Source organism: Paenibacillus jilunlii, from assembly GCF_900102965.1.
GTDB lineage: Bacteria > Bacillota > Bacilli > Paenibacillales > Paenibacillaceae > Paenibacillus_AQ > Paenibacillus_AQ jilunlii.
This window is the reverse complement of record NZ_FNGM01000021.1, coordinates 51,288-71,949: the sequence shown is the minus strand read 5'-3', so window position 1 is coordinate 71,949 and position 20,662 is coordinate 51,288. Positions and strand designations below refer to the sequence as shown.

Genomic DNA, 20,662 nt, shown 5'->3' with positions numbered 1-20,662 from the left:
CCTCGATCAATCGGCATGTAACACTTTGGCGAATTTCTCCACCACTACAAACCCCTTCATGGCATCATCGCCCGAGACATAATAAGACCCGCTGCGCAGCCAGGCATGGGCAATCATCCGGCCCTGCTTGTCCTTGGCAACCCCCATGTACAAAGTACTCTCAATCCCGCGTTTTTCGAGCATTTTGAGTCCCGCTACCGCTCTGACCATGCAAGTGCTTTTCCAGGGCGTAAAGCGGCTCATGACCCGGATCGCCTTGGTAATATGCCGAATGCGGGCAACATCGCCCTCTTTGGATGTCATAGGCGTTTCCTGCGCCTGTATGCCAAGCTGCGGAGCTGTTCTGGCAAACGGGAACAACAGTTGGATCCGAACGAGAAAAAGCCTCCAAAGCGCCTCGGGAATGAGCGCCAAGGCGGCTTTATCTACCGTCAGCAGCAGGCGTATGCGCCGTAAGGTAATCATGGCTGGCTTACAACACTCACAAGATCCTCATCCAGCAGGCTCTGCAAAAAAGCAAACACATCCTGGCGGGCAGTCTCTTCCGGAACCTCAAAAGTCTCCCGGATGATCTCCACCACCCGGCCAGCGGTTACAGGCGACGCCAGCGCCGTCCAGATTTCTCCGCCAACCTCACCCAGGTTGTAGTACTTACCATTCTTTACATTCAGCATAACCTTTTCGCCGTCCATATCGCTGGCAATATTCCCCTCACGCTGTACCAGCAGGGATTCAAGGGACAAGACATCCGCCGTATTCATATTCATGAGTTCATCTCCTTCACTTGTTGCTGCTGCAATACTTCAAGAATAAGCGATGTTTGCTGCGGAGCGCTGAAGCCCTGCTCAGGCCGGGTCAGCCGGTACATGGGCAGCCGCCCCACGAAAGAAGCCAACATGCCGAAATGCCACTCGCGGATCCCGATCCGGTCCACAATCGCTCTTTGATAGGTATGATGGTACAACGTGTGAAACCGCTCCATGCCTTGAATCGGCTGCAGGCTGACCGGAGCCTCCGGGGCGGCAGATAATTCGAACAACCCTGCAAGCTGCACAGGTTCGCCGTGAAAGCGGTCATGCACCGGTACGGCAAACTTGGTTTCCCGCTCAAACAGCGGACGGTAGAGGGACGAATTCATTCCCAAATAGTCCAGGCTCTGCTGCCACAGCTTCTGCTGCGGATAACCTGGAACGGCAAATGGATAGCCATTGTGCACCATAACGGGAATAACGTCGTCACTGATCAGCGGACTTCCCTGATCCATCAAATACGAGGCGAGCGTTGATTTGCCTGCCCCTGAACGCCCAACCAGTGCATAGGCTTTGCCATCAATAACAAGCGCGCTGCCATGAAGCGGAAGTATCTGTTTCTGCATCAGCAGGATACCCATGCAGCTTCCCAGAATGAAGAGACGGATACAATCCGGATCTGCACCGGGAGCCGGTGATACTGTAATCGTATTGCCGCCCTGAATAGCAAAGATGGCTGTATCCTTAGACTCGAACATGACCTCATGCCCGGATACCCCAAGACTCGGCGTGATCTTCGGCATAGCTTCCCAGCGTTCTTTCAGATCTCCCTGAATCACCGATACACTGCCAATAAGCCCAGGCTCACCGGTAAGCGGAAGTTCCGGCAAAGGGAATTCGCTGTGGATGTGCAGACCAAATGCTTTGTAAGCCAAACCTTGAACGGTACTCGCCATGCGATTCACTCCATATCTTCGATTTGCCCGGGTTCGGGGGACTGCTGTAAAAGGATAGCCCTGGTCCCCCTCAGCAAGCTTAGGGAGACGAGGGCCAGGCGAACAAAACCATCCTAGGAGTAGTGTTGTACTTCATCCGGATCATCTTGGAACGCGTCGACGATAGCAACACCAGGTCCAGCCATAGTCATTTTCACATCGAGTACTTCCAAAGCAGGCTTGCTGTATTCCTTTTTCATATTTTCACCCCCTTTCAAGCATTCCCTCATCAGGACAGACGCTTCAGAAAACGGTAAAACACAAGTCCACGTGTCAGAAGGCGAAAATCCGAGTTGAAAATCATATTTGGTGCGGGCTCACTACCCAGCCGGTTCAAACATCCGGCGAGCCCGGTATTATTGAGGTAAGCAGAGGTGCGGGGGTCTTGGATCATCTCTCTAAGCTCCTGAAGAAAAGTGTCCCACTTCGGAAGCATCCGGTAAATCCCGTCCGCCCCCTGAACGCCGCGCCGTTTCCGGTTCAGACGTACTTCGTCCGGCAGCAGGCCCTTCATCGCTCTGCGGATCAGCGAGCGGTCCACCCCGTTTTGCACATACTGGCTTTCGGGCACGGACAGGCAGAAGCGGATAACACGCAGGTCATTCGTGGGATCACGATCCCACACCCGGTATTTCAATGACAGCTTCGTCGCTATCGTCCCATTCACATTCCAGACATGCGGCTGTTCAAAATGCTTGCGCCGGATATCATAGATAGTCTGGGAAGAGCCACTGTTAATCCCCAGCGTCTTAAGCCGTTCGTCCACTTCTGTACGCCTTGCAAAATCAGGGTGAATCAGATCAGGCGGAGCTTCGTGCTTAGCCGGCAGCAGTCCAGTCAGCGACGGGAAGGCTTTTTTGCCGACAATTTGAAATACTTTTCTGCGGTTTGCACCCATTGACTCATTGTACTTCCGGTTTTCCCGGTAAAAGGAGATCCAGCGGAATTCACGAATCAGCTTGGCCTGATAATCCAGTGCAGGACCCCAGGAAATGGTCCAGTTGCCTCTCTGTCCGCTGAGCAGCACGCCGATGTTCTTCATCTGCGCCTGCTCAAAGATCCCTTTGAGCCAATAGGAATTCTCGATAAATTTATAAGGCATCTCCATAATATCCAGCCACTCATCAATTTCACTGTACGGACTCAGATCGGGAAAGTTCAGAAAGTTAGGCCGGATATTCCCGACATAATCGATGGTTTCCTGGATATAGGGACGCTCATCGGCGACACGTTTGCCGATGTTGAAATCGACAAAGTTATCCACCGGATAGGAACTGAAGGTATGCAGCGGCTGGCCCTGACGGCGAAGCTCTCTGGCGGCGAAGCTGACTACCGATCCGGAATCGAGGCCTCCGCTTAGATTGGCACCAACCGCGCGATGCGTCCGGAGCCTGTCCCGGACGGCTTGCCCGAACACCTCACGAAAGGCTTCCTCATACTCCTGATCTGACCGCAGCCGCAGCTCGGGTGGAGCCTGCAGTGTGCAGTACCGGGAGAACAAGATATTCCCGTCCTTTACGGAAATAGAATGGGACGGCGGCAGTTGTTCGATGGATTGATAGACGGTGGAATACTGGTCCGAAACATCGGTCCGCGTATGGATCGCCAGGAACTCGGAGGCCCACCCTTCATTCAGTGTCCGGTCTGCCCCCGGCATCGACAGGAGCGGATGAATGACGGTACAGAAAGATAACAGCCCACCGGACCGGAGGAAGTACAACGTCCGGTTCCCGGAGAAATCTCTGGCCCCGAACAGCGCCCGCTTCCGTTCATCCCAGATCATAAAGGCAAAGTCACCAACAAGATGAACTGGTGCCTGCTCGCCCCATTTCTCATAAGCCAGCAGAATAAGCAGACTGTCCGGCATAGAGACTCTGTCCCCGCGCGGCACCTGAAGCCGCTCGAACAACTCTTCACGGTTATCAATAATGGCGTCGGCCGTAATGGCCAGCTTCCGCAGGGAATCATAGTAAGGAAGCGTCTCCCCGAGGGATTGAGGCGTGATCCACTGCGACAGGCAGCCCAGGAATACATCTGTGCTCTGCCACGTCCTGAGCTCATCGGCCGGATAGCGGCTGAGCTGTTGCATAAGATCGGGTCCCATCTTAGGGTCCAGAGGTTGATGCTGTAAATGATAGATTCCCGCAATCGCGCTCATGGCAAGCCCCCACCTGGTCAAAAGCCTACTTCGGGCTTCTGGAAAGCACCGATTAGAGCTTTTTTACTGGTTCTTAATTAAGAACGTTTCTTTATATATAAGATAACGCCCTGCCCATTAATTGTGAATAACACCACCGACTACTTTTTGGTATCCTTTAGCGTATTGACAATATATTTTATATTTGTTATGAACATAGGCAGAAAGACTATAACCTATTGAATTGAAAACCCTTTCCAGGAATTGAGACCATGGAACCAGATCATCCGGAGCATTTTGATATCATTAGCCACAGAGAGATCCGCCTTGAAGAGATTCTAACTAAGCTGGCAAGCTGAAATACTGAAAAAGTACTTTCCACTATACTCCGGATTACGAAGGGATTGCTGTCACAAGCACCCCGCATAACAGCGGCTTACATACGGGCGGTGATAATATATTCCCTGATCACGTTAAACACCCGGTTACATCCATCGCTTAAAGCGTCATAAACTGCCCCTGCTTCGCGAGAAAAGCTTCCTTCTCCTTGTAGTCAGGCATCACACTTCCGAGACGGCGCCAAAAGGACCGGTCATGATTCATATGCAGCAGATGGCACAATTCATGAATGATTACATAATCGATAACCTCGGGCGGCGCCATGGCCAGCCGGTAGTTGAAGGTCAGCTTTTTATCCGCGCTGCAGCTTCCCCATTTGGTCCGGGATTCAACGATTTCAATGGATTTGGGCTTCACCTTCAGCATCGTTTGATAACGGGTGATCCGCTCGGCCACAATCTTTTTCAGGCTGGCAAAATAAAACTTTTTCAGCTCAAGCTTCAGCTTCTCCACGTCCTGCTCATTGGTGTTAATCAATTCATGCAGCAGATACTCCTTCCCCAGGGATAGGAATTTATCTTCCCCCTGGTACTCCTTAGGAGCCGGGAGCTGCCGGGCCGCCGCATTCCTGCGCAGACTCTCCAGAATCCATTCACCATGCCGCTCTACTGCACTGCGAATCATTTCTTCACTTGCGCCTGTAGGCGCCTTAACTATAATAAGCCCCACCATATCGATCTGCAGGGAGATCTTTTTCCGTTTGCCATATTGAACATGAAGCTGCAGGGTCTGATCCCCAAGTTGAATCTGCATAGCCACCCTCGTTTCTGTAGGATTGATTTCTTTTAGCTTAGCATGAATTATAAGTATATTCACCGGGGTAGAGAGATCATCATCTGAAACTCCCAAGTGACCAAAAGGGGATGTTCCCGCAGCCGGAGAGCGGCTTCTGGAACATCCCCTTTTATATACGATATTTATATTATCAATGCAGACAAGCCAGACTTACGAAGTTGCCAGCGGAAAATGGCAGGCCACCATTCGTCCGGGATGCAGTTCTTCAAGCAGCGGCTCCTGCTGGCGGCATTTCTCCTGGGCCAGCGGACAACGGGTATGAAACCGGCAGCCGGACGGCGGATTCGCCGGTGAAGGAACATCGCCCTGCAGTACAATGCGGTCCTGCTTCCGTCTTGGCGTTGGCTTAGGAATTGCCGAGAGCAGCGCCGCAGTATACGGATGCAGCGGGGCGGCAAACAACGCCTCCGTCTCCGCGACCTCAACCAGCTTGCCCAGGTACATGACGCCTACGCGGTCCGAGATATGGCGGACAACATTCAGTCCATGGGCAATGAACAGAAAGGTCAGCCCAAGCTCCTTCTGGAGCTTCATCAGCAGGTTGATAACCTGGGACTGCACAGATACGTCGAGCGCGGATACCGCTTCGTCAGCGACAATGAACTGCGGATTCAGCGCAATCGCACGCGCGATCCCTATACGCTGGCGTTGTCCGCCCGAAAATTCATGCGGGTAGCGGTTTCTCCGCGTAGCATCCAGACCAACCAGCTCCATCAGCTCTACGACTCTGGCATCGATCTCCTTGGCTGTCATGTTCCGGTGAATCTTCAGCGGTTCGCCAATAATATCCTTGACCAGAAACCGCGGATTCAAGGAACCGAACGGGTCCTGAAAAATAATCTGCATCTCCTCGCGCAGCTTCCTGAGCTCCTGATAGCGCAGCGAATGGATATCCCGGCCGTTAAACAGCACCTCTCCCCCGGTGGCGCTTTGCAGCCGGAGCAGCACCCGTCCAAAAGTGGATTTGCCGCAGCCGGATTCACCAACCAGGCCGAAGGTTTCCCCTTTGCGGATAGACAGAGAAACACCATCAACGGCCTTCACCTGGCCAACCGTCCGGTTAAGCAGGCCTTTGGTGATCGGGAAATATTTTCGGATGTCCTTCACTTCCACCAGAACTTCGGCGGCGGAGGTTGGATTATTCAACGGTTTGACTGCTGTCTCATTCGTCATGCCTGTCTCACCCCATCTTTGTTGTCAGCTTGGACCGGCTTACCCTGAAACAGCCAGCAGGCGGTACGGTGATCATCCGTAATCATGAAATCCGGCGGCTCCTTCATGCTGCAGACCTCCATCGCATGCGGACAGCGCGGATGAAAGCGGCAGCCCGGCGGAAGCTGGCCGATCGGCGGAATCGTTCCTTTAATCGTATACAGCTCTCCGCCGCGCCCTCCCTCAAAGCCGGGAATGGATTGCAGCAGACCAATCGTATACGGATGGCTGGGATGATCAAAAATCTCTTCTACTGTACCTTCTTCTACAATAGCTCCCGCATACATAACAGCGATACGGTCCGCAATTTCGGCAGCCACCCCCATATCATGGGTGATCAGCAGAATGGACATGCCAAGCTCCGCCTGGAGCTTGCGCAGCAAATCCAGAATCTGCGCCTGAACCGTAACATCGAGGGCCGTTGTCGGCTCATCGGCGATCAGCAGCTCCGGATTGCAGGCCAGAGCAATAGCGATAACAATCCGTTGACACATCCCGCCGGACAGTTCATGCGGATACTGTCTCGCCCGGATCTCCGGCGCCGGAATCCCGACCAGCTTCAGCAGATCAATGGCCATTTGCATAGCCTCTTTGGGACTTTTCTGCTGATGCAGCTGCAGACTCTCGGCGATCTGTTCGCCAACCGTAAATACCGGATTCAGCGAGGACATCGGGTCCTGAAAAATCATCGCAATCCGGTTGCCGCGGATATCGCGCATCTCTTCCTGCTTTTTCGCAGCCAGATCTTGTCCATGAAAGTTAATATTGCCTTCAAGAATCATTCCGCCGGCGTAATCGATAAGCCGCATAACGGCAAGCGAGGTCACGCTTTTACCGCTGCCGGACTCCCCGACAAGACACACCGTCTGTCCTTTATCCACATTAATGGAGATTTGGTCGGTCGCCTTCACAAGCCCCTTTTCCGTTACAAAGCCGGTGGTCAGTTTCCGGATTTCGAGTAATTTTTCCGCCATTTGTCCAGCCTCCTCCGGGATTTGGTCAATTGCTGTCTGGGATCCAGTCCATCCCGGATGCCATCGCCGATAAAGTTAACCGCCAGCACCACCAGCAGGATGCACAGACCCGGATATACGGCCTGCAGCGGATCTATCAGCATGAATTCCTGTGCGTTGCTGAGCATCAGTCCCCAGCTTGTGGCCGGAGCCTGGATACCCAGACCCAGATAGGACAATGCCGATTCACTTAGAATCGCACCGCCGACCATCAGAGTCGCATTCACAATAATCGGGAAGCTTGCATTCCGGAGCAGATGCCGGAAAATAATCCCCCAGCTCGATACCCCGATCGCTTTGGCCGCCTCGACATACTGCATTTCCCTAAGCTGCAGGAAGTTCCCCCGCACCAGCCGGGCAATGCTCATCCAACTGGTCAAAGCCAGAATCATGATCATATACTCCATCCTGGAGCCGAATATCGCCAGCACGAGTATATTCAGGAACAGCGTAGGAACAGAGTTCATCACGTCCACAATACGCATGAAGATGGTATCCACCCAGCCGCCAAAATAACCTGAAATCGCCCCGATAATCGAACCGATGGCTACTGAAGCAAAGGCTACTGAAAACCCGATCATCAGGGAGATTCTCGCACTGTACAGCAGTCTGGTCAGGATGTCACGGCCCAGCTCGTCTGTTCCCAGCAGATGCCCGTCCACTCCGGGCTTCAGGTTGGCAAACATCAAATCAATGGCTTCCGGCTTATATTTAGTGAGGACGGGAGCGAGTGCAGCAATCACTATGAAAAAAAGCAGCACGACAAGTCCGCTCATCGCGTATGGGTTGTGCGAGAACTTTTTCCACAAGATGGCCCAGGGGCCCGGAGGTTTTTTTAATTCAGCCGCTTTTTTCGTTTCCATTGAAGGCAAGGCATCCGCGGGCAATTGTGAAGGGTTAGTACTCATGCTGCTTTCCCTCCTTGCTTGCCGAGCTTGACGCGGGGATCTACTATCGCATACAAAATATCTGCGAGCAGATTGCCCAGCACAACCATAACCGCCGTTACGATCGTTATAGCCATGAGAACTGAATATTCGCGCTCGGTCGCCATTTGCACGAACCAGCGTCCCATGCCCGGCCAGTTGAACACACTCTCTGTCAAGGCGGCCCCTGCCACCAATATAGGAAGATCCAGGCCCAGAATGGTGATGATAGGAATAAGCGCATTGCGCAGCGCATGATGGAAAACGACCTTCCGTTCTTTGACACCCTTGGCGCGTGCAGTACGGATATAATCCTGGTCCAGCACTTCCAGCATGCTTGCCCGCGCATACTTCATGTAGGAAGCCAGAAATCCTAGTGACAGCACCGTTACCGGCAGCACAAGGTGCATGAACAAGTCGCCGATATCCCCTTCTTTGCCTCTTGTATGCATATCGGACAGAGGAAACCAGTTCAGCTTCAGGGAAAACCACTGCTGCAGCAGTATTCCGAACCAGAACGTTGGCATCGCAAAACCGAGATAAGAGATGAAGGAGGCCGACTGATCGGACAACCCATATACTTTGGTGCTGTTATAGATTCCCCAGGGAATCGCAATGAGTAGAGATAACAGCCAGGCTGCCCCCATGAGAATGAAGGTATTGCCGATACGGGGCCATAGCAAATCTGCAACCGGCAGATGATTTTTAAAAGTATAACCCAGGTCTCCCTGCAGCAAGCCGCTAATCCAGCGCACATACTGTACAGGGACAGGCTGGTCCAGGCCGAGATTATGCGCTTGCTGCTTGAAGACTTCCGGTGAAAGTCCCGGAGACAGCATCATCTGGGTCGGCCCTCCGGGGGCCGCATGAATTAGAAGAAAGGTAAGTATAGTAATCAAAAAGATCACCAGCACCGATTGCAGTACGCGACGGATCAGATATTCAGTCATCTAATGTCCTCCTAGAGATGGTAAGGCATAGGATCGCGGGCCTCTTCAAGACAAAAGGAGAAGAGGAAAGAGAATTCTCTTTCCTCCCCCGCGATTCTATTTCCTGTGTCTGTTCATTTAGTCGGTTACCCACCATTTGATCGCATGGAAGTACTGTCCATATCCCAGTGAAGGTTCAGGAGCATCTTCCTCTGCCCAGTGAACTCTAGGCCCCGTACCAATGGCTTGCCCATATTGATACAGGAACACGTAAGGCAGGTCGGTAGAGATTTCTTTACCTACTTCTTTATAAATTTCTTTGCGCTTGGCCTGGTCAACCGTAGAATATCCGTCTACCCACAGCTGATCCAGCTTCTCATTCTTATACCAGCCGCTGTTCTGTCCGGCAGGCGGGAAGTACTTCGAGGAGAAGACGCTCTCTGAATCGGGGTCAGGAGTGTTCAGGGACCATGCTAACAGCAGGGCTTGGAATTTACCCGGTGTTACGTTCTGGTCAATCCAGGCCGCAAAGTCAATGGCCTTCGGTGTAACTTCAATGCCGACTTCCTTCAGGTTCTGCTGAATGACTGCAGCAACCTGCTCGCGGCGGCTGTTGCCCGCATTATATTGCAGTTCGAAGGAGAACCGGTGTCCGTCTTTGGTCAGGATGCCATCCTTGCCGGCAACCCATCCGTCTTCCGCCAGCAGCTTCTTGGCTGTTTCTGCATTGTAATCGTAGTTAACGGCTGCATCGCCCGGATCAGCCCAAGTGTCCGGCAGGAACGGTGCGTTCATCAGCGCGCCGACACCCTTCAGAATGTTATCAACCATACCTTGACGGTTCAGTGCATGTGCAATGGCCTGTCTGGTCTTCTGTCCCGCAAACAGACCGTAATTATCTTTGAAGTTCTTGGAATCGAAGTTGAACATTACATATTCATACTGGGCGCCCGGCTTTTGGATGATATTAATCGAGTTGTTTGCTTTGACTGCCTCAACCTGTGTAACCGGAATCGCACTGATATGGTCCGTGTCACCCTTCAGGAGAGCTTGAACCTCGGTATTCTGGTCAGCGTAGATTTTATAAACCAGTTGTGCAATGTGAGGTTTAACTTCGCCCCAATAGTTTGGATCAGCATCAAGGGTATGGCTGTCGCCCTGTTTCCAGGAGGTCCATTTCCACGGTCCGTTCGTAACGGTTTTAGCCGGGTCGGTACCATATGCATTAGTTTGCATTTCTTTCGGCTTAACATCCTTCAGAACATGGGCTGGTACAACGGCTTGAACCAAGGAGTACAAGAATGGCGCGTACACTTGCTTCATTGTGAACTTCACTGTCTTGTCATCGACTTTCTCAACGGTCTTTACCTTGTCGAATAGACTTGTAAGCGGCGATCCGGTTTCCGGATTCTTCGCCATATCAACCGTAAATACCACATCGTCTGCAGTGACCGGCTGGCCATCGCTCCATTTGATGCCGTCTTTCAGCTTCACAGTATAAGTCAATCCATCAGCAGAGATTTCCGGCACATCCGCTGCCAGAGACCAAGGTTCTGCCTTAACATTTCCTTCGCGGTCCAAATTGTAAAGTTTGGCAAATACGAATTCTGCTAAATCACCGGAAGAAGTATCGTTGATCATAAGAGGGTTAAGATTGACGATATCGGAGAATGTGCTCATAACCAGCGTGCCGCCATCAACAGGGGCGCCTGCAGCCGGTTCGGAAGCTGCGGGAGCTTCGCTTGCGGCTGGAGCAGAGCTCTCTGCTGCAGCATTAGGTGATTTAGTTGCGGTGTTATTTGTACTGCAACCTGTGAATAGAACCCCTACTAGAGATAAAACCAGTAACCCAGACCACCATTTTCTCTTTTTTGCCATTCGATTTACTCCTCCTTAGTTAGGTTCGTGTTCTGTGAACCGCCAGCGCTGCCGGGTTCTATTACGCTCTCTCTGCTGAAGCTTTCAACCTCCCTTGTACAAAACAGAACAGTCCAACAGCCTTCAAGGTATGTAATAATACCTCACAAAAAATCCTTTTACTATTAAGCCGTCATCTCTTGAAATAGACCAAAGGTCAATTTCCAGCAGCAACAACTCATGTCGGGAAGCTAGCTTTCCCATATAAATTATGGTTTATATTACATGTTAAATTTTCTTACGTCAATATCTTTTTTATCCGTTTTTTACCTAGTCTCATTTCTATATAATGTAGTATAATTCCTTTTCATTCCATTGTATTTCCGAAACAAATCATTAATACCATTAAAAGTTAAAATAAAGAGAGTTTAGATCACAGCCGTTTGATTTAACTATGTTAATTACATGTGATATTTTTATTGGTATATATATTTATTCATATCACACACAAAAAAGAAGCAAACAGCTAGGGTATCCACCCGGTCTTCTGTTCGCTTCTTAATAAATATGCTTCTAATATTAAAGCTTTCCAAAATCTAATTGATAACGGGCGTCTTCCATTGCCACATCCCCTTTTATTTACTTACACAATTCCTGCCCTTTTTTTTCGCGCGGTATAAGGCCGTGTCTGCCGATTTCATCACACTTTCTGTGGTTTTGTACTTCTCATTCTTTTGAGAGACACCGATGCTTACGGTTATGTATATTTGCTTAGAGGTTCTGGCACTGGAGGACCTTTTTGAAGACTTGTTTTTGGATTTGCCTTTGGCGCGTATGGTAAAGGCCTGTTTGGATATTTTCTCCCGCAGCTCTTCGAGATGGGGAAGCACATCATTTATGTTTTTGCCCGGAAAAAGAATAGTAAATTCCTCTCCGCCATAGCGGAAGGCCCTCCCTCCGCCCGTAACCTCCTTAATGTTGGAAGCCACCAGCCTCAGCACTTCATCTCCCGTGTCATGTCCATAGGTATCATTGAATTTTTTGAAAAAATCAATGTCCAGCATGGCGATCGCATAGTTAAAGCCCAGCTTCATCATGTCCTGCTTAAGCGCCCGCCGGGAAGGCAGACCCGTCAGCTCATCGGAAAAAGCCATCGAGTACGAATCCTGAATGATCGAAACAATAAAAACAATCCCTGAAGCAGCAAATATTATCGAATACAGCAGCGGACTATTGTTCTGGTGCAGCACGTAAAATATAGCTAATAAGACGCTTATGAATGAAATCTCCTGCGAAGAGGACCGGTATACGGTTGCCCTGACTATCAGGATGGCAAAGGTAATCACAAACGCAATCACAGACAGCTGCGGTATGGGAGTTATAGCGTGGAGATTTACAGGCACCACCTCTTTATTCAACAGATGAAGCCATTCTCTTTCTCCCGACTTCACCTGCCAGAACAGAAACAGGCATTGCCCCAGGATCAGAGCCATCCGGAGGCTTCCCCATAAGCTGATGATGCCCCTCTCCTTAAAAAAGGAAAACAGTGCAATGTTCAACGGAATCGCCAGACAGATAACGGAATAAATGTCACTACTCCGCAGGGCTGTACCTGAAATCTCCGGCAGATAGGACATGGATGCGATACAAATCGCAAGAATCAGCAGAATGTAAAATTCCCGGCTTCGGTTAAATTTCCAGGATAATACGGCCCCTACAAAAAAAATCGCATACGGAGAAAAACCTATAGCCTCTACCTGCGGATTAGACATTGTATTGATTTTTGTGTACAAAAAGTAGGCTGCCGCCATCACTATAAATGGAAGAGTTCTGGAAAAGGCTGCTTTAATCGTAGTCTTCAAGCTCAATAATTCCTTTCATGGAGTTTTCTAAGGCTCCATATTAATATCGGTTGTATTGAGCTGCTAAATAAAGCGAACCAGTTATTCGGGATTTATTATGGTATTTCATGGTATACCCTGTCAACGCTGCTGGCTTCTGCCAATCCCGGACATATAATATCCCGCAATGACGATGAGAATAAAGACTGCGCCGACAATCAGAGAAGTGCGGGTATCCGGATTAAACCACATGCCGACCAGCACCAGCGACAGAAAGATTACCGTGATATAGTTGCTGACCGGAAAGAACAGTGACTTGAACGGATGAGTACCCATTTCGCTTTTCCATTTTGCCCGGAATCTGAACTGGCTGACTGCGAGTGCAAACCATGGCACCATTCCCGGAAGAATACTCGCACTGTAAATGTACAGAAACAGTTTAGAGTCGGGCATCAGATAGTTGAACAGCACACCCAGCAGCAGCAGGGCGATTGTCGTGATAATACTGTTCCTCGGAACACCGGTCTTCGAGACTTTGCCAAAAAATTTCGGGGCCTGTCCGTTCTTCGCCAGCGTGTACAGCATTCTTCCCGCACTGTAAATTCCGCTGTTGCAGCCGGACATGGCAGCGGTCAGCACCACAAAATTGATAATGCCCGCGGCAGCCACAATGCCCACCTTGGCAAAGGTCAACACGAAAGGACTGCCGATCTCCCCTACCTGATCCCAAGGATAGATCGTGACAATCACAAAGATCGCACCCACGTAAAAAATCAGAATGCGCCAGATGATATTTTTGATCGCTTTTTGCAGCGTATGTTTCGGGTTCTCTGCTTCCCCGGCCGTAATCCCCACCAGTTCAATTCCTTGATAGGCGGCCGTGACGATGCAGAGCGCAAACAGAAAACCCTTCAAGCCCCCGGCAAAAAAACCACCGTGGCTGTATAGGTTGGAAAGGCCTATGGGATGCCCCCCATTGCCCAGACCGAAAAAGATCATCCCCGTGCCCAGCACGAGCATTACCGCAATGGCCACCACCTTGATCATGGCGAACCAGAATTCAAATTCCCCATAGAACTTCACCGCCGCCAGATTCGCCGCCGCGATAATCCCTACACCTGCCAATGCCGGCAGCCATTGCGGAATCCCCGGGAACCAGTAGCCCACATAGATCCCGATTGCCGTAACTTCCGCCATGCCTACCGTAACCCACAGGAACCAGTAACTCCATGCGGTCACGAAGCCCGCAAGCGGATGAATATACTTGTGAGCAAACGTAGCGAAAGAACCGGTCACCGGTTCCAGCACCAGCATTTCCCCCATAATGCGCATAACAAAAAACATGATGATTCCCGCCAGCAAATAAGCCAGCAGCACTGAAGGCCCTGCCCATTTGATCGTGCTTGCCGATCCCATGAAGAGGCCTACACCAATAGTCCCCCCGAGTGCGATCAGCTCAATATGCCTTGTCTTAAGTCCTCTGTTCAATTGCTTTGCTTCCAACAAGAACGCTCCCCTTCGTATGTGTTCCTTGCAGCCCGTAATGATGTAGGAAGAACGCCCCCGCCTTCGTTACGTACACCTATCATAATATGTGAGTATATCCGGCTGCTGTGACATACATTAACGCAATGCAGAATTACTCCACAAAATTGTACGGGAATCTTCAAGGAAATACAACACTCCTTTTACCGGAAGAGGTTGGATGATTATGGAAATTAGAAAAGCCCTCCAATAAGCGGAGGACTCGGGTCTTCATTATTCTCAGTATCTATATCCCGTTTGCCGGTATAACGTTCAATAAGCTCCTGCGCTCAGCTTCAGGATCGTGCCGGTTGACGCCGGGACCACGTCCGCGTAGCTGCCAAGTCCAAAATAAAAGTCACCGTTCTGTTCCTCGAAAGAACGGGCGAACGTATCCCGGCCGAAGTGGAAAACCTCACGCCAGCCCTCCCCGCTGGCTCCGAAGCTGCCGGTGCTTTTGCGGTAGACGTAATTCGTATAATGGCCCGGGGCTTCTTTGATATAACCGAGCACATATACCGTCTCGCCGCGCTCCAGAATGTCAATAGGCACTACAGCAGGGTTAGGCAGCTGCTCCTTGCGCACATTCTGGAAATTGGCCCCGGCCGAGAACAGGCCTTGCGGAATGGATTGATGGTCATTATAGATAACGCCTGGAATATAGAGCAGCCGGTCGTTAACCGGCGTCGTGCGGAGGAGCTTCAGCCACGGCTGCCCGCTGACACCGGGAACGTTCACTTCACCGGGTTTGGTGACAAAACTAAGTCCGGGGAACAACTGGCTGCTGGTAAAGGTCAGCTTGGAGGTCTGACTGCTATTCTGCTTAATGGATATCATGTAGCCTTTTTCATTCGCAACCCCCTGTGTCTTCCCCGCCGTGGCTGAAGAAGCATAGAGCGCATCGCCCAGCTCGAACAGATTGTAGGCACGCATAATACCGAATTGGGAGACGGAATCCAATCGGGTCCAGCTATTGCCTCTGTTAGAGGATACATAGATCAGGGGGCCTTCAATAGCCCCGAGTGCAGCGTACAGCTTGCCTTTATAGTAGGCCATATCATATACATGGATGCCGCCGGGAATGTTCATGTATTGGTCCCAGTGATCCCCGTTCAGGCGATAAAAATTCCCATAAGCCCAACCAGGCACTCTGGAGTCATTCCCGGGGATGTACAGCTCTCCATTCAGCACCTTGAAGTTGTCGATCTGCTCGTCCATGACATAGACATTAGTGGTCACCCTGCCCGTGGACGGGTTGGTATACGTAACATCCTGAACTGAAAACTTGTTTTGGGCAAGGTCCCAGTAATAGATCGGGACTGGTCCAGCATTGGGCGAAGGTGTTTCATTGCTGCTGTTGCCGTGACCCAGATAGATTTTCCCGTCAAAAAGCTGCATATCCCAGACGTTGCGCGCATAAGGCGCTTTCTTGAACGGGCTGCCCAGCACCGCCATGGATGAACTAACGTCCGGAGCCACAGCTGCAATCAGCTCTTCCTGGATAGGCAAGGCCAGCGCCTGCTGTCCCTCCACATATGATACAACACCTATCAACATGAGACCTGCGCACAACCGGCTTACCTTACTTACTAACCCCCGCATCATAAATCCTCCTAGAATTTGGAATGAAGCAATGATAAACTATTTTTTTGTAAAAAAGAAGGTGAACGGGTATTTTTGGTACTTCCGGTGTAATCCGTACGGTAAACATGTAGTGAGCCGGCTGAGCGGGAAGGCCCAGAGTCAGAAAAATCCTGGTTCTACGGTTGATTAGTGCAAATCGCTGCCCTCATGTGCCCGCTGTAGAGCGGCAATGTCCAGCTTGTTCATCTGCAGCATAGCCTGCATGACTCTTTGGGATTTGACGGGATCGGGATCGTTCAGCAGCTTTCCCAGAATGGTGGGGAAAATCTGCCATGATAAGCCGTATCTGTCTTTCAGCCATCCGCACGGCCCTTCCGTGCCGCCTTCGGACAGCTTCTCCCACAGTTCGTCGACTTCCTCCTGCCCCTCACAGTTCACCAATAAGGAAATTGCTTCTGTAAACTTGAATTCCGGGCCGCCGTTCAGCGCAGTGTATACTTGTCCGTCCAGTTCAAACGTCACTGTCAGCACCGTCCCGGCAGGACGCCTGCCGCCTTCTCCATAATATGAGGTATTTGTGATCCGGGAATTTTTGAAAATAGAGGTGTAATATTTCGCTGCTTCTTCCGCTTCCGTATCGAACCACAGATTCGTGACAATTTTCGGCACAACAGATCCCTCCTGAATGTTCTTGCAGAGCTGGAACGCTCCGCTGTCAGCGTTCCTCTTCATTATAGACCAAAGAGCTGGCTTAATTTCTTATGGATTGCTAAAAAAAGGGACCCCGAAAATATATAATTTTCTGATACGCCAAGTAAACGCCGTCCTTATAAGGACGGTACCCGTTTCAGCGAGAAATTTAATTTATAGCGTGAAGCATATAAATTCTTATAAAAAAGCCCGGGCCTGCGCCCGGACTTCATAGGTTAACCCTATCTGATTAGTTCTGGTCCATCCATTGAAAATGGAAGCTTCCCGGCTGGTCCAGCCGTTCAAAGGTATGCGCTCCAAAATAATCTCTTTGCGCCTGCAGCAGGTTGGCCGGAAGACGTTCGGAACGGTAGCTGTCATAATAGGCCAGGCCGGAGGCAAATGCCGGAACCGGGATTCCTCTTTTGACGGCAAGCGCCACTACATCTCTCCAGGCTTCCTGGTAGTTGTGTACCACACCGCTGAAGTATTCGTCCAGGAACAGGTTCTTCAGCTCCGGGTCGCGGTCATAGGCATCCTTGATATTCTGCAGGAAGCCTGCGCGGATAATGCAGCCCCCTCTGAAAATCATCGCAATACTGCCATAGTTAAGATTCCAGTTATACTCGTCCGAAGCCACTCTCATTTGGGCAAAGCCCTGGGCGTAGGAGGCGATTTTGCTCGCATACAACGCTTTGCGGACCGCTTCGATGAACTCCTTGGCATCGCCGTCATAGCCCTTGACCTCAGGACCCTTCAGACGTTTGCTTGCAGCCACCCGTTCATCCTTCATCGCTGAGATAAACCGGGCAAAGACGGATTCGGTAATGATGGACAATGGAACACCCAGATCGAGGGCATTTTGGCTCGTCCATTTGCCTGTTCCCTTTTGTCCGGCGGAATCCAGGATTACATCAACCATCGGTTTGCCTGTATCCGGGTCAGCCTTGGCGAAGATGTCAGCTGTGATCTCAATCAGATAGCTGCTCAGCTCCCCGCGGTTCCATTCCGAGAAAATCTCATGCAGTTCAGCGGTATCTAGCCCGAGGACATCCTTCAGCAGTTGATAGGCTTCGCCAATGAGCTGCATGTCGCCGTATTCGATGCCATTGTGCACCATTTTGACATAGTGTCCGGCACCGTCCCCGCCGATGTAGGTAGAGCAAGGATCGCCGTCTACTTTGGCTGAAATGGCTGTCAGGATCGGTTCCACCAGTTCGTAGGCATCCTTTTGTCCACCCGGCATGATGGCCGGTCCCTTCAGCGCCCCTTCTTCACCGCCGGAAACCCCGGCCCCGATGAAGCGGAAGCCTTGCGCCTGAAGCTCCTTGTTCCGTCTTTGCGTATCCGGGAAAAAGGCGTTGCCGCCATCAATCAGGATATCCCCTGGCGACAGATGCGGCACCAGCTGCTGGATCGTATCATCTGTCGGCTTACCGGCCTTGACCATAATCATGATTTTGCGCGGCGTCTCCAGGGACTGGACGAACTCTTCGATACTGTAGGCACCTGTGAAGTTTTTGCCTGCTGCTTCAGCAAGCAGTTCATCCGTTTTCTCCCGGGAACGGTTGTACAATGCCACCGAGAACCCTTTGCTTTCCATATTCAAGGCCAGATTCTTACCCATAACGGCTAAGCCGACCACACCAATCTGCTGTTTACCCATTATTCAATACCCTCCCAATGATATGTGCTGAACCAATCTGTGATAAGGGACCTCCCCCAGTTCCAGACTTCTCCTCCGTCACTTCAGCCCCTTGATCAATTGTTGTTTTATTTACCGCATTAAATCTGTGGTGCCTTTTTCCAGTCAGCGGCGAATTTCTCCAGCCCTTGATCGGTCAGCGGATGCTTGGAGATTTGCTCGATCACGCTGAACGGAATAGTGGCAATATGCGCACCAGCCATGGCTACACGGGTTACGTGGTCCGGATGGCGGACCGAAGCGGCAATGATCTGTGCGTCCAGGTTGTGAATGCGGAACAGCTCGGCAACTTTTACGATCAATTGGACGCCATCCTCGGAGATGTCATCCAGACGGCCCAGGAACGGCGATACATAGGTAGCTCCTGCACGGGCAGCGAGCAGCGCCTGGTTCACAGTGAAGATCAGCGTCACGTTGGTTTTTACACCTTTTTGAGTAAGATACCGGCAGGCTTCCAGTCCCGCGAGTGTCATTGGCAGCTTAATAGTAATGTTCTTGTCATAATTGTTGATCTTGATCAGCTCATTCGCCTGTGCAATCATCTCTTCAGCGGTAACCGCATCCGGCGTAACTTCGGCGGACACAGATTCCACCTCAGGTACGGTGCGCAGAATTTCTGCAATGCGGTCTTCGAATTTCACGCCCTCTTTAGCAACCAGGGATGGATTCGTTGTAACTCCAGACAACACTCCGATTTGGTATGCTTTTTTGATGTCTTCCACATTAGCTGTATCGATAAAAAATTTCATATGCTTAAACCTCCATTTTTAGTTGAACTAATTGCAGTATTAAAAATTTGAAGCAACGGGCAGCGTAAGCTCGCCTTCTTCTTCGACGGCAGAGTCAAGCCACCAGTGATGCCCGTTCTCCGCAAGCAGCTGGTCTGCTTCGGCAGGTCCAAACGTTCCGGCTGCATAGTGATTGAGAGGAACGCTATTCTTGGCAAAAGCATTCAGGATCGGCTGCACCCATTTCCAGGACAGCTCCACCTCATTCCAATGCGCAAAGAACGACGGATCTCCGTGCAGCGCATCATGAATCAGATTTTCATATGCCTCCGGCACTTCAATAGAGCTGGTATGAAAATCAATGTGCATCGCCTTGAACTTCCCTTTGTGCTGAGGATCTCTGGCCTTGAGCTGCAGGGTAATCCCCTCGTTCGGGCTGATCTCGAATACCAGCAGATTAGGGATATCATCCTCGGCGGCTGACGAGTTCTGCTTAAGCGGCTCTTTGAACTCAATGACAATGCGCGTCGATTTCTCTTTCATTCTCTTACCGGTCCGGATATAGAAAGGCACGCCCTTCCAGAAGGGATCATCAATCATAAGTCTGGCAGCAATGAAGGTGTCGTTCTGCGAATCGGCGGGAATTCCCGGTTCAGCGGTATAGCCTGGGACCGGCTTACCTTGAATAGTACCTGCGGTATACTGCCCGCGGATTACATTGAACCGGACATCGGCTTCTTCCAGCGGCTCAAGGGACTCCATAACCTCTTTCTTTTTGAAGCGCACTTCTTCTGCGGTGCTGTCTTTCGGCAGGCGGATCGCCAGCATCATCAGCAGCTGCAGCATATGATTCTGGAACATGTCTCTGAGCGCACCCACATGATCGTAATAGCCCGCTCTTTCCTCCACACCCACCGTTTCGCCTGCGGTAATCTGCACATTGGCAATGTAGCGGTTGTTCCAGAGGGCATGAAGCACCGGATTCGTCTGCTGGAACACATCCAGCTCCTGCACCATCGGCTTGCCCAGGTAATGGTCGATCCGGAAAATTTCATCCTCGGTAAAAGCCTCGCTAAGCTTCAAATTCAGCTCCTGGGCCGACTGCAGATCATGGCCGAAGGGCTTCTCAATCACCAGGCGTTTCCAGCCTTTGGCGGCACCCAGACCACTTTCTTTGATATTCAAGGCAATGGGTTCAAAAAACTCAGGGCCGACGGATAAATAGAACATCCGGTTCGGGGCGCTGCCCATGTCCGCTTCCAGCTGTTCCACCCGCTGCAGCAGCTTAAGATAATCCTCTGTGTGCCCCACATCCAGCACATTATATCGGAAGGCCTTCAGGAAGCCGCGCACGGACGCAGAATCATTCACTTCCCGCCGGGAAAAGTCCCGGATCGACCGCTCCACCATAGCCTGAAAGGCTTCATCAGCCACTTCTCTTCTGCCAAGACCAATCACAGAGAATGAATGGTGCAGCTTGTGGTCGAGATATAAATTATACAGCGCAGGATAGATCTTTCTTCGGGCCAAGTCTCCTGTCGCTCCAAACAAAACAAATGTAGTTGCCTCCATCTCCAT

The 20,662-nt window shown here is 51.0% G+C and carries 18 protein-coding genes; all 18 read right to left on the bottom strand.

The genetic code is table 11. The annotated features are described in order from the left end of the window. Positions 1–6: 6 nt before the first annotated feature. Positions 7–465, bottom strand: coding sequence for a lasso peptide biosynthesis B2 protein (locus BLQ82_RS26410; RefSeq protein ID WP_062524406.1), 459 nt, complete (start codon positions 463–465; stop codon positions 7–9). Continuing rightward, positions 462–767: a lasso peptide biosynthesis PqqD family chaperone gene (locus BLQ82_RS26405; protein WP_062524404.1), complete on the bottom strand. Its 306-nt coding sequence runs from the start codon at positions 765–767 to the stop codon at positions 462–464. The genes BLQ82_RS26410 and BLQ82_RS26405 overlap by 4 nt, the downstream gene beginning before the upstream one ends. Next, positions 764–1,705 carry a hypothetical protein gene (locus BLQ82_RS26400; protein WP_062524402.1) on the bottom strand — a complete coding sequence of 314 codons (942 nt, stop codon included), beginning with the start codon at positions 1,703–1,705 and terminating at the stop codon, positions 764–766. Before BLQ82_RS26400 ends, BLQ82_RS26405 begins: the two co-directional genes overlap by 4 nt. 113 nt (positions 1,706–1,818) lie before the next feature. Beyond that, positions 1,819–1,944 carry a paeninodin family lasso peptide gene (locus BLQ82_RS31635; RefSeq protein ID WP_020426161.1) on the bottom strand — a complete coding sequence of 42 codons (126 nt, stop codon included), beginning with the start codon at positions 1,942–1,944 and terminating at the stop codon, positions 1,819–1,821. Positions 1,945–1,973: 29 nt separating this feature from the next. Continuing rightward, the gene (locus BLQ82_RS26395; protein WP_062524399.1) at positions 1,974–3,902 is read right to left on the bottom strand and encodes an asparagine synthase-related protein; all 1,929 of its coding nucleotides are present in this window, start codon (positions 3,900–3,902) and stop codon (positions 1,974–1,976) included. A 477-nt stretch (positions 3,903–4,379) separates the two neighbouring features. Further along, on the bottom strand, positions 4,380–5,033 hold the full coding sequence (locus BLQ82_RS26390) for a M48 family metallopeptidase (RefSeq protein ID WP_062524398.1): 654 nt from the start codon (positions 5,031–5,033) through the stop codon (positions 4,380–4,382). A 192-nt stretch (positions 5,034–5,225) separates the two neighbouring features. Next, positions 5,226–6,248 carry an ABC transporter ATP-binding protein gene (locus tag BLQ82_RS26385; RefSeq protein ID WP_062524396.1) on the bottom strand — a complete coding sequence of 341 codons (1,023 nt, stop codon included), beginning with the start codon at positions 6,246–6,248 and terminating at the stop codon, positions 5,226–5,228. Next, complete coding sequence (locus BLQ82_RS26380) at positions 6,245–7,261, bottom strand: ABC transporter ATP-binding protein (protein WP_062524394.1); 1,017 nt, start codon at positions 7,259–7,261, stop codon at positions 6,245–6,247. The genes BLQ82_RS26385 and BLQ82_RS26380 overlap by 4 nt, the downstream gene beginning before the upstream one ends. Beyond that, positions 7,228–8,163, bottom strand: coding sequence for an ABC transporter permease (locus BLQ82_RS26375; RefSeq protein WP_062524477.1), 936 nt, complete (start codon positions 8,161–8,163; stop codon positions 7,228–7,230). The genes BLQ82_RS26380 and BLQ82_RS26375 overlap by 34 nt, the downstream gene beginning before the upstream one ends. Positions 8,164–8,204: 41 nt before the next feature. Continuing rightward, a complete protein-coding gene (locus BLQ82_RS26370) occupies positions 8,205–9,176 on the bottom strand; it encodes an ABC transporter permease (RefSeq protein WP_062524392.1) in 972 nt (323 codons plus the stop codon). Between the two features lie 117 nt (positions 9,177–9,293). After that, positions 9,294–11,033: a peptide-binding protein gene (locus tag BLQ82_RS26365; protein WP_062524390.1), complete on the bottom strand. Its 1,740-nt coding sequence runs from the start codon at positions 11,031–11,033 to the stop codon at positions 9,294–9,296. 614 nt (positions 11,034–11,647) lie between these two features. Next, positions 11,648–12,874, bottom strand: coding sequence for a GGDEF domain-containing protein (locus BLQ82_RS26360; RefSeq protein ID WP_062524388.1), 1,227 nt, complete (start codon positions 12,872–12,874; stop codon positions 11,648–11,650). Between the two features lie 120 nt (positions 12,875–12,994). Then, complete coding sequence (locus tag BLQ82_RS26355; RefSeq protein WP_062524386.1) at positions 12,995–14,356, bottom strand: amino acid permease; 1,362 nt, start codon at positions 14,354–14,356, stop codon at positions 12,995–12,997. Between the two features lie 294 nt (positions 14,357–14,650). Further along, positions 14,651–15,910, bottom strand: a complete 1,260-nt coding sequence (locus BLQ82_RS26350; protein WP_163704325.1) for a hypothetical protein — start codon at positions 15,908–15,910, stop codon at positions 14,651–14,653. Positions 15,911–16,147: 237 nt separating this feature from the next. Continuing rightward, the gene (locus BLQ82_RS26345; protein WP_062524382.1) at positions 16,148–16,630 is read right to left on the bottom strand and encodes a VOC family protein; all 483 of its coding nucleotides are present in this window, start codon (positions 16,628–16,630) and stop codon (positions 16,148–16,150) included. A gap of 271 nt (positions 16,631–16,901) precedes the next feature. Beyond that, positions 16,902–18,317, bottom strand: coding sequence for an NADP-dependent phosphogluconate dehydrogenase (gene gndA, locus BLQ82_RS26340; protein WP_062524380.1), 1,416 nt, complete (start codon positions 18,315–18,317; stop codon positions 16,902–16,904). A 119-nt stretch (positions 18,318–18,436) separates the two neighbouring features. Next, positions 18,437–19,105, bottom strand: coding sequence for a fructose-6-phosphate aldolase (gene fsa, locus BLQ82_RS26335; RefSeq protein WP_062524378.1), 669 nt, complete (start codon positions 19,103–19,105; stop codon positions 18,437–18,439). Positions 19,106–19,144: 39 nt separating this feature from the next. Further along, positions 19,145–20,656, bottom strand: coding sequence for a glucose-6-phosphate dehydrogenase (zwf, locus tag BLQ82_RS26330; RefSeq protein ID WP_062524376.1), 1,512 nt, complete (start codon positions 20,654–20,656; stop codon positions 19,145–19,147). Positions 20,657–20,662 lie beyond the last annotated feature (6 nt).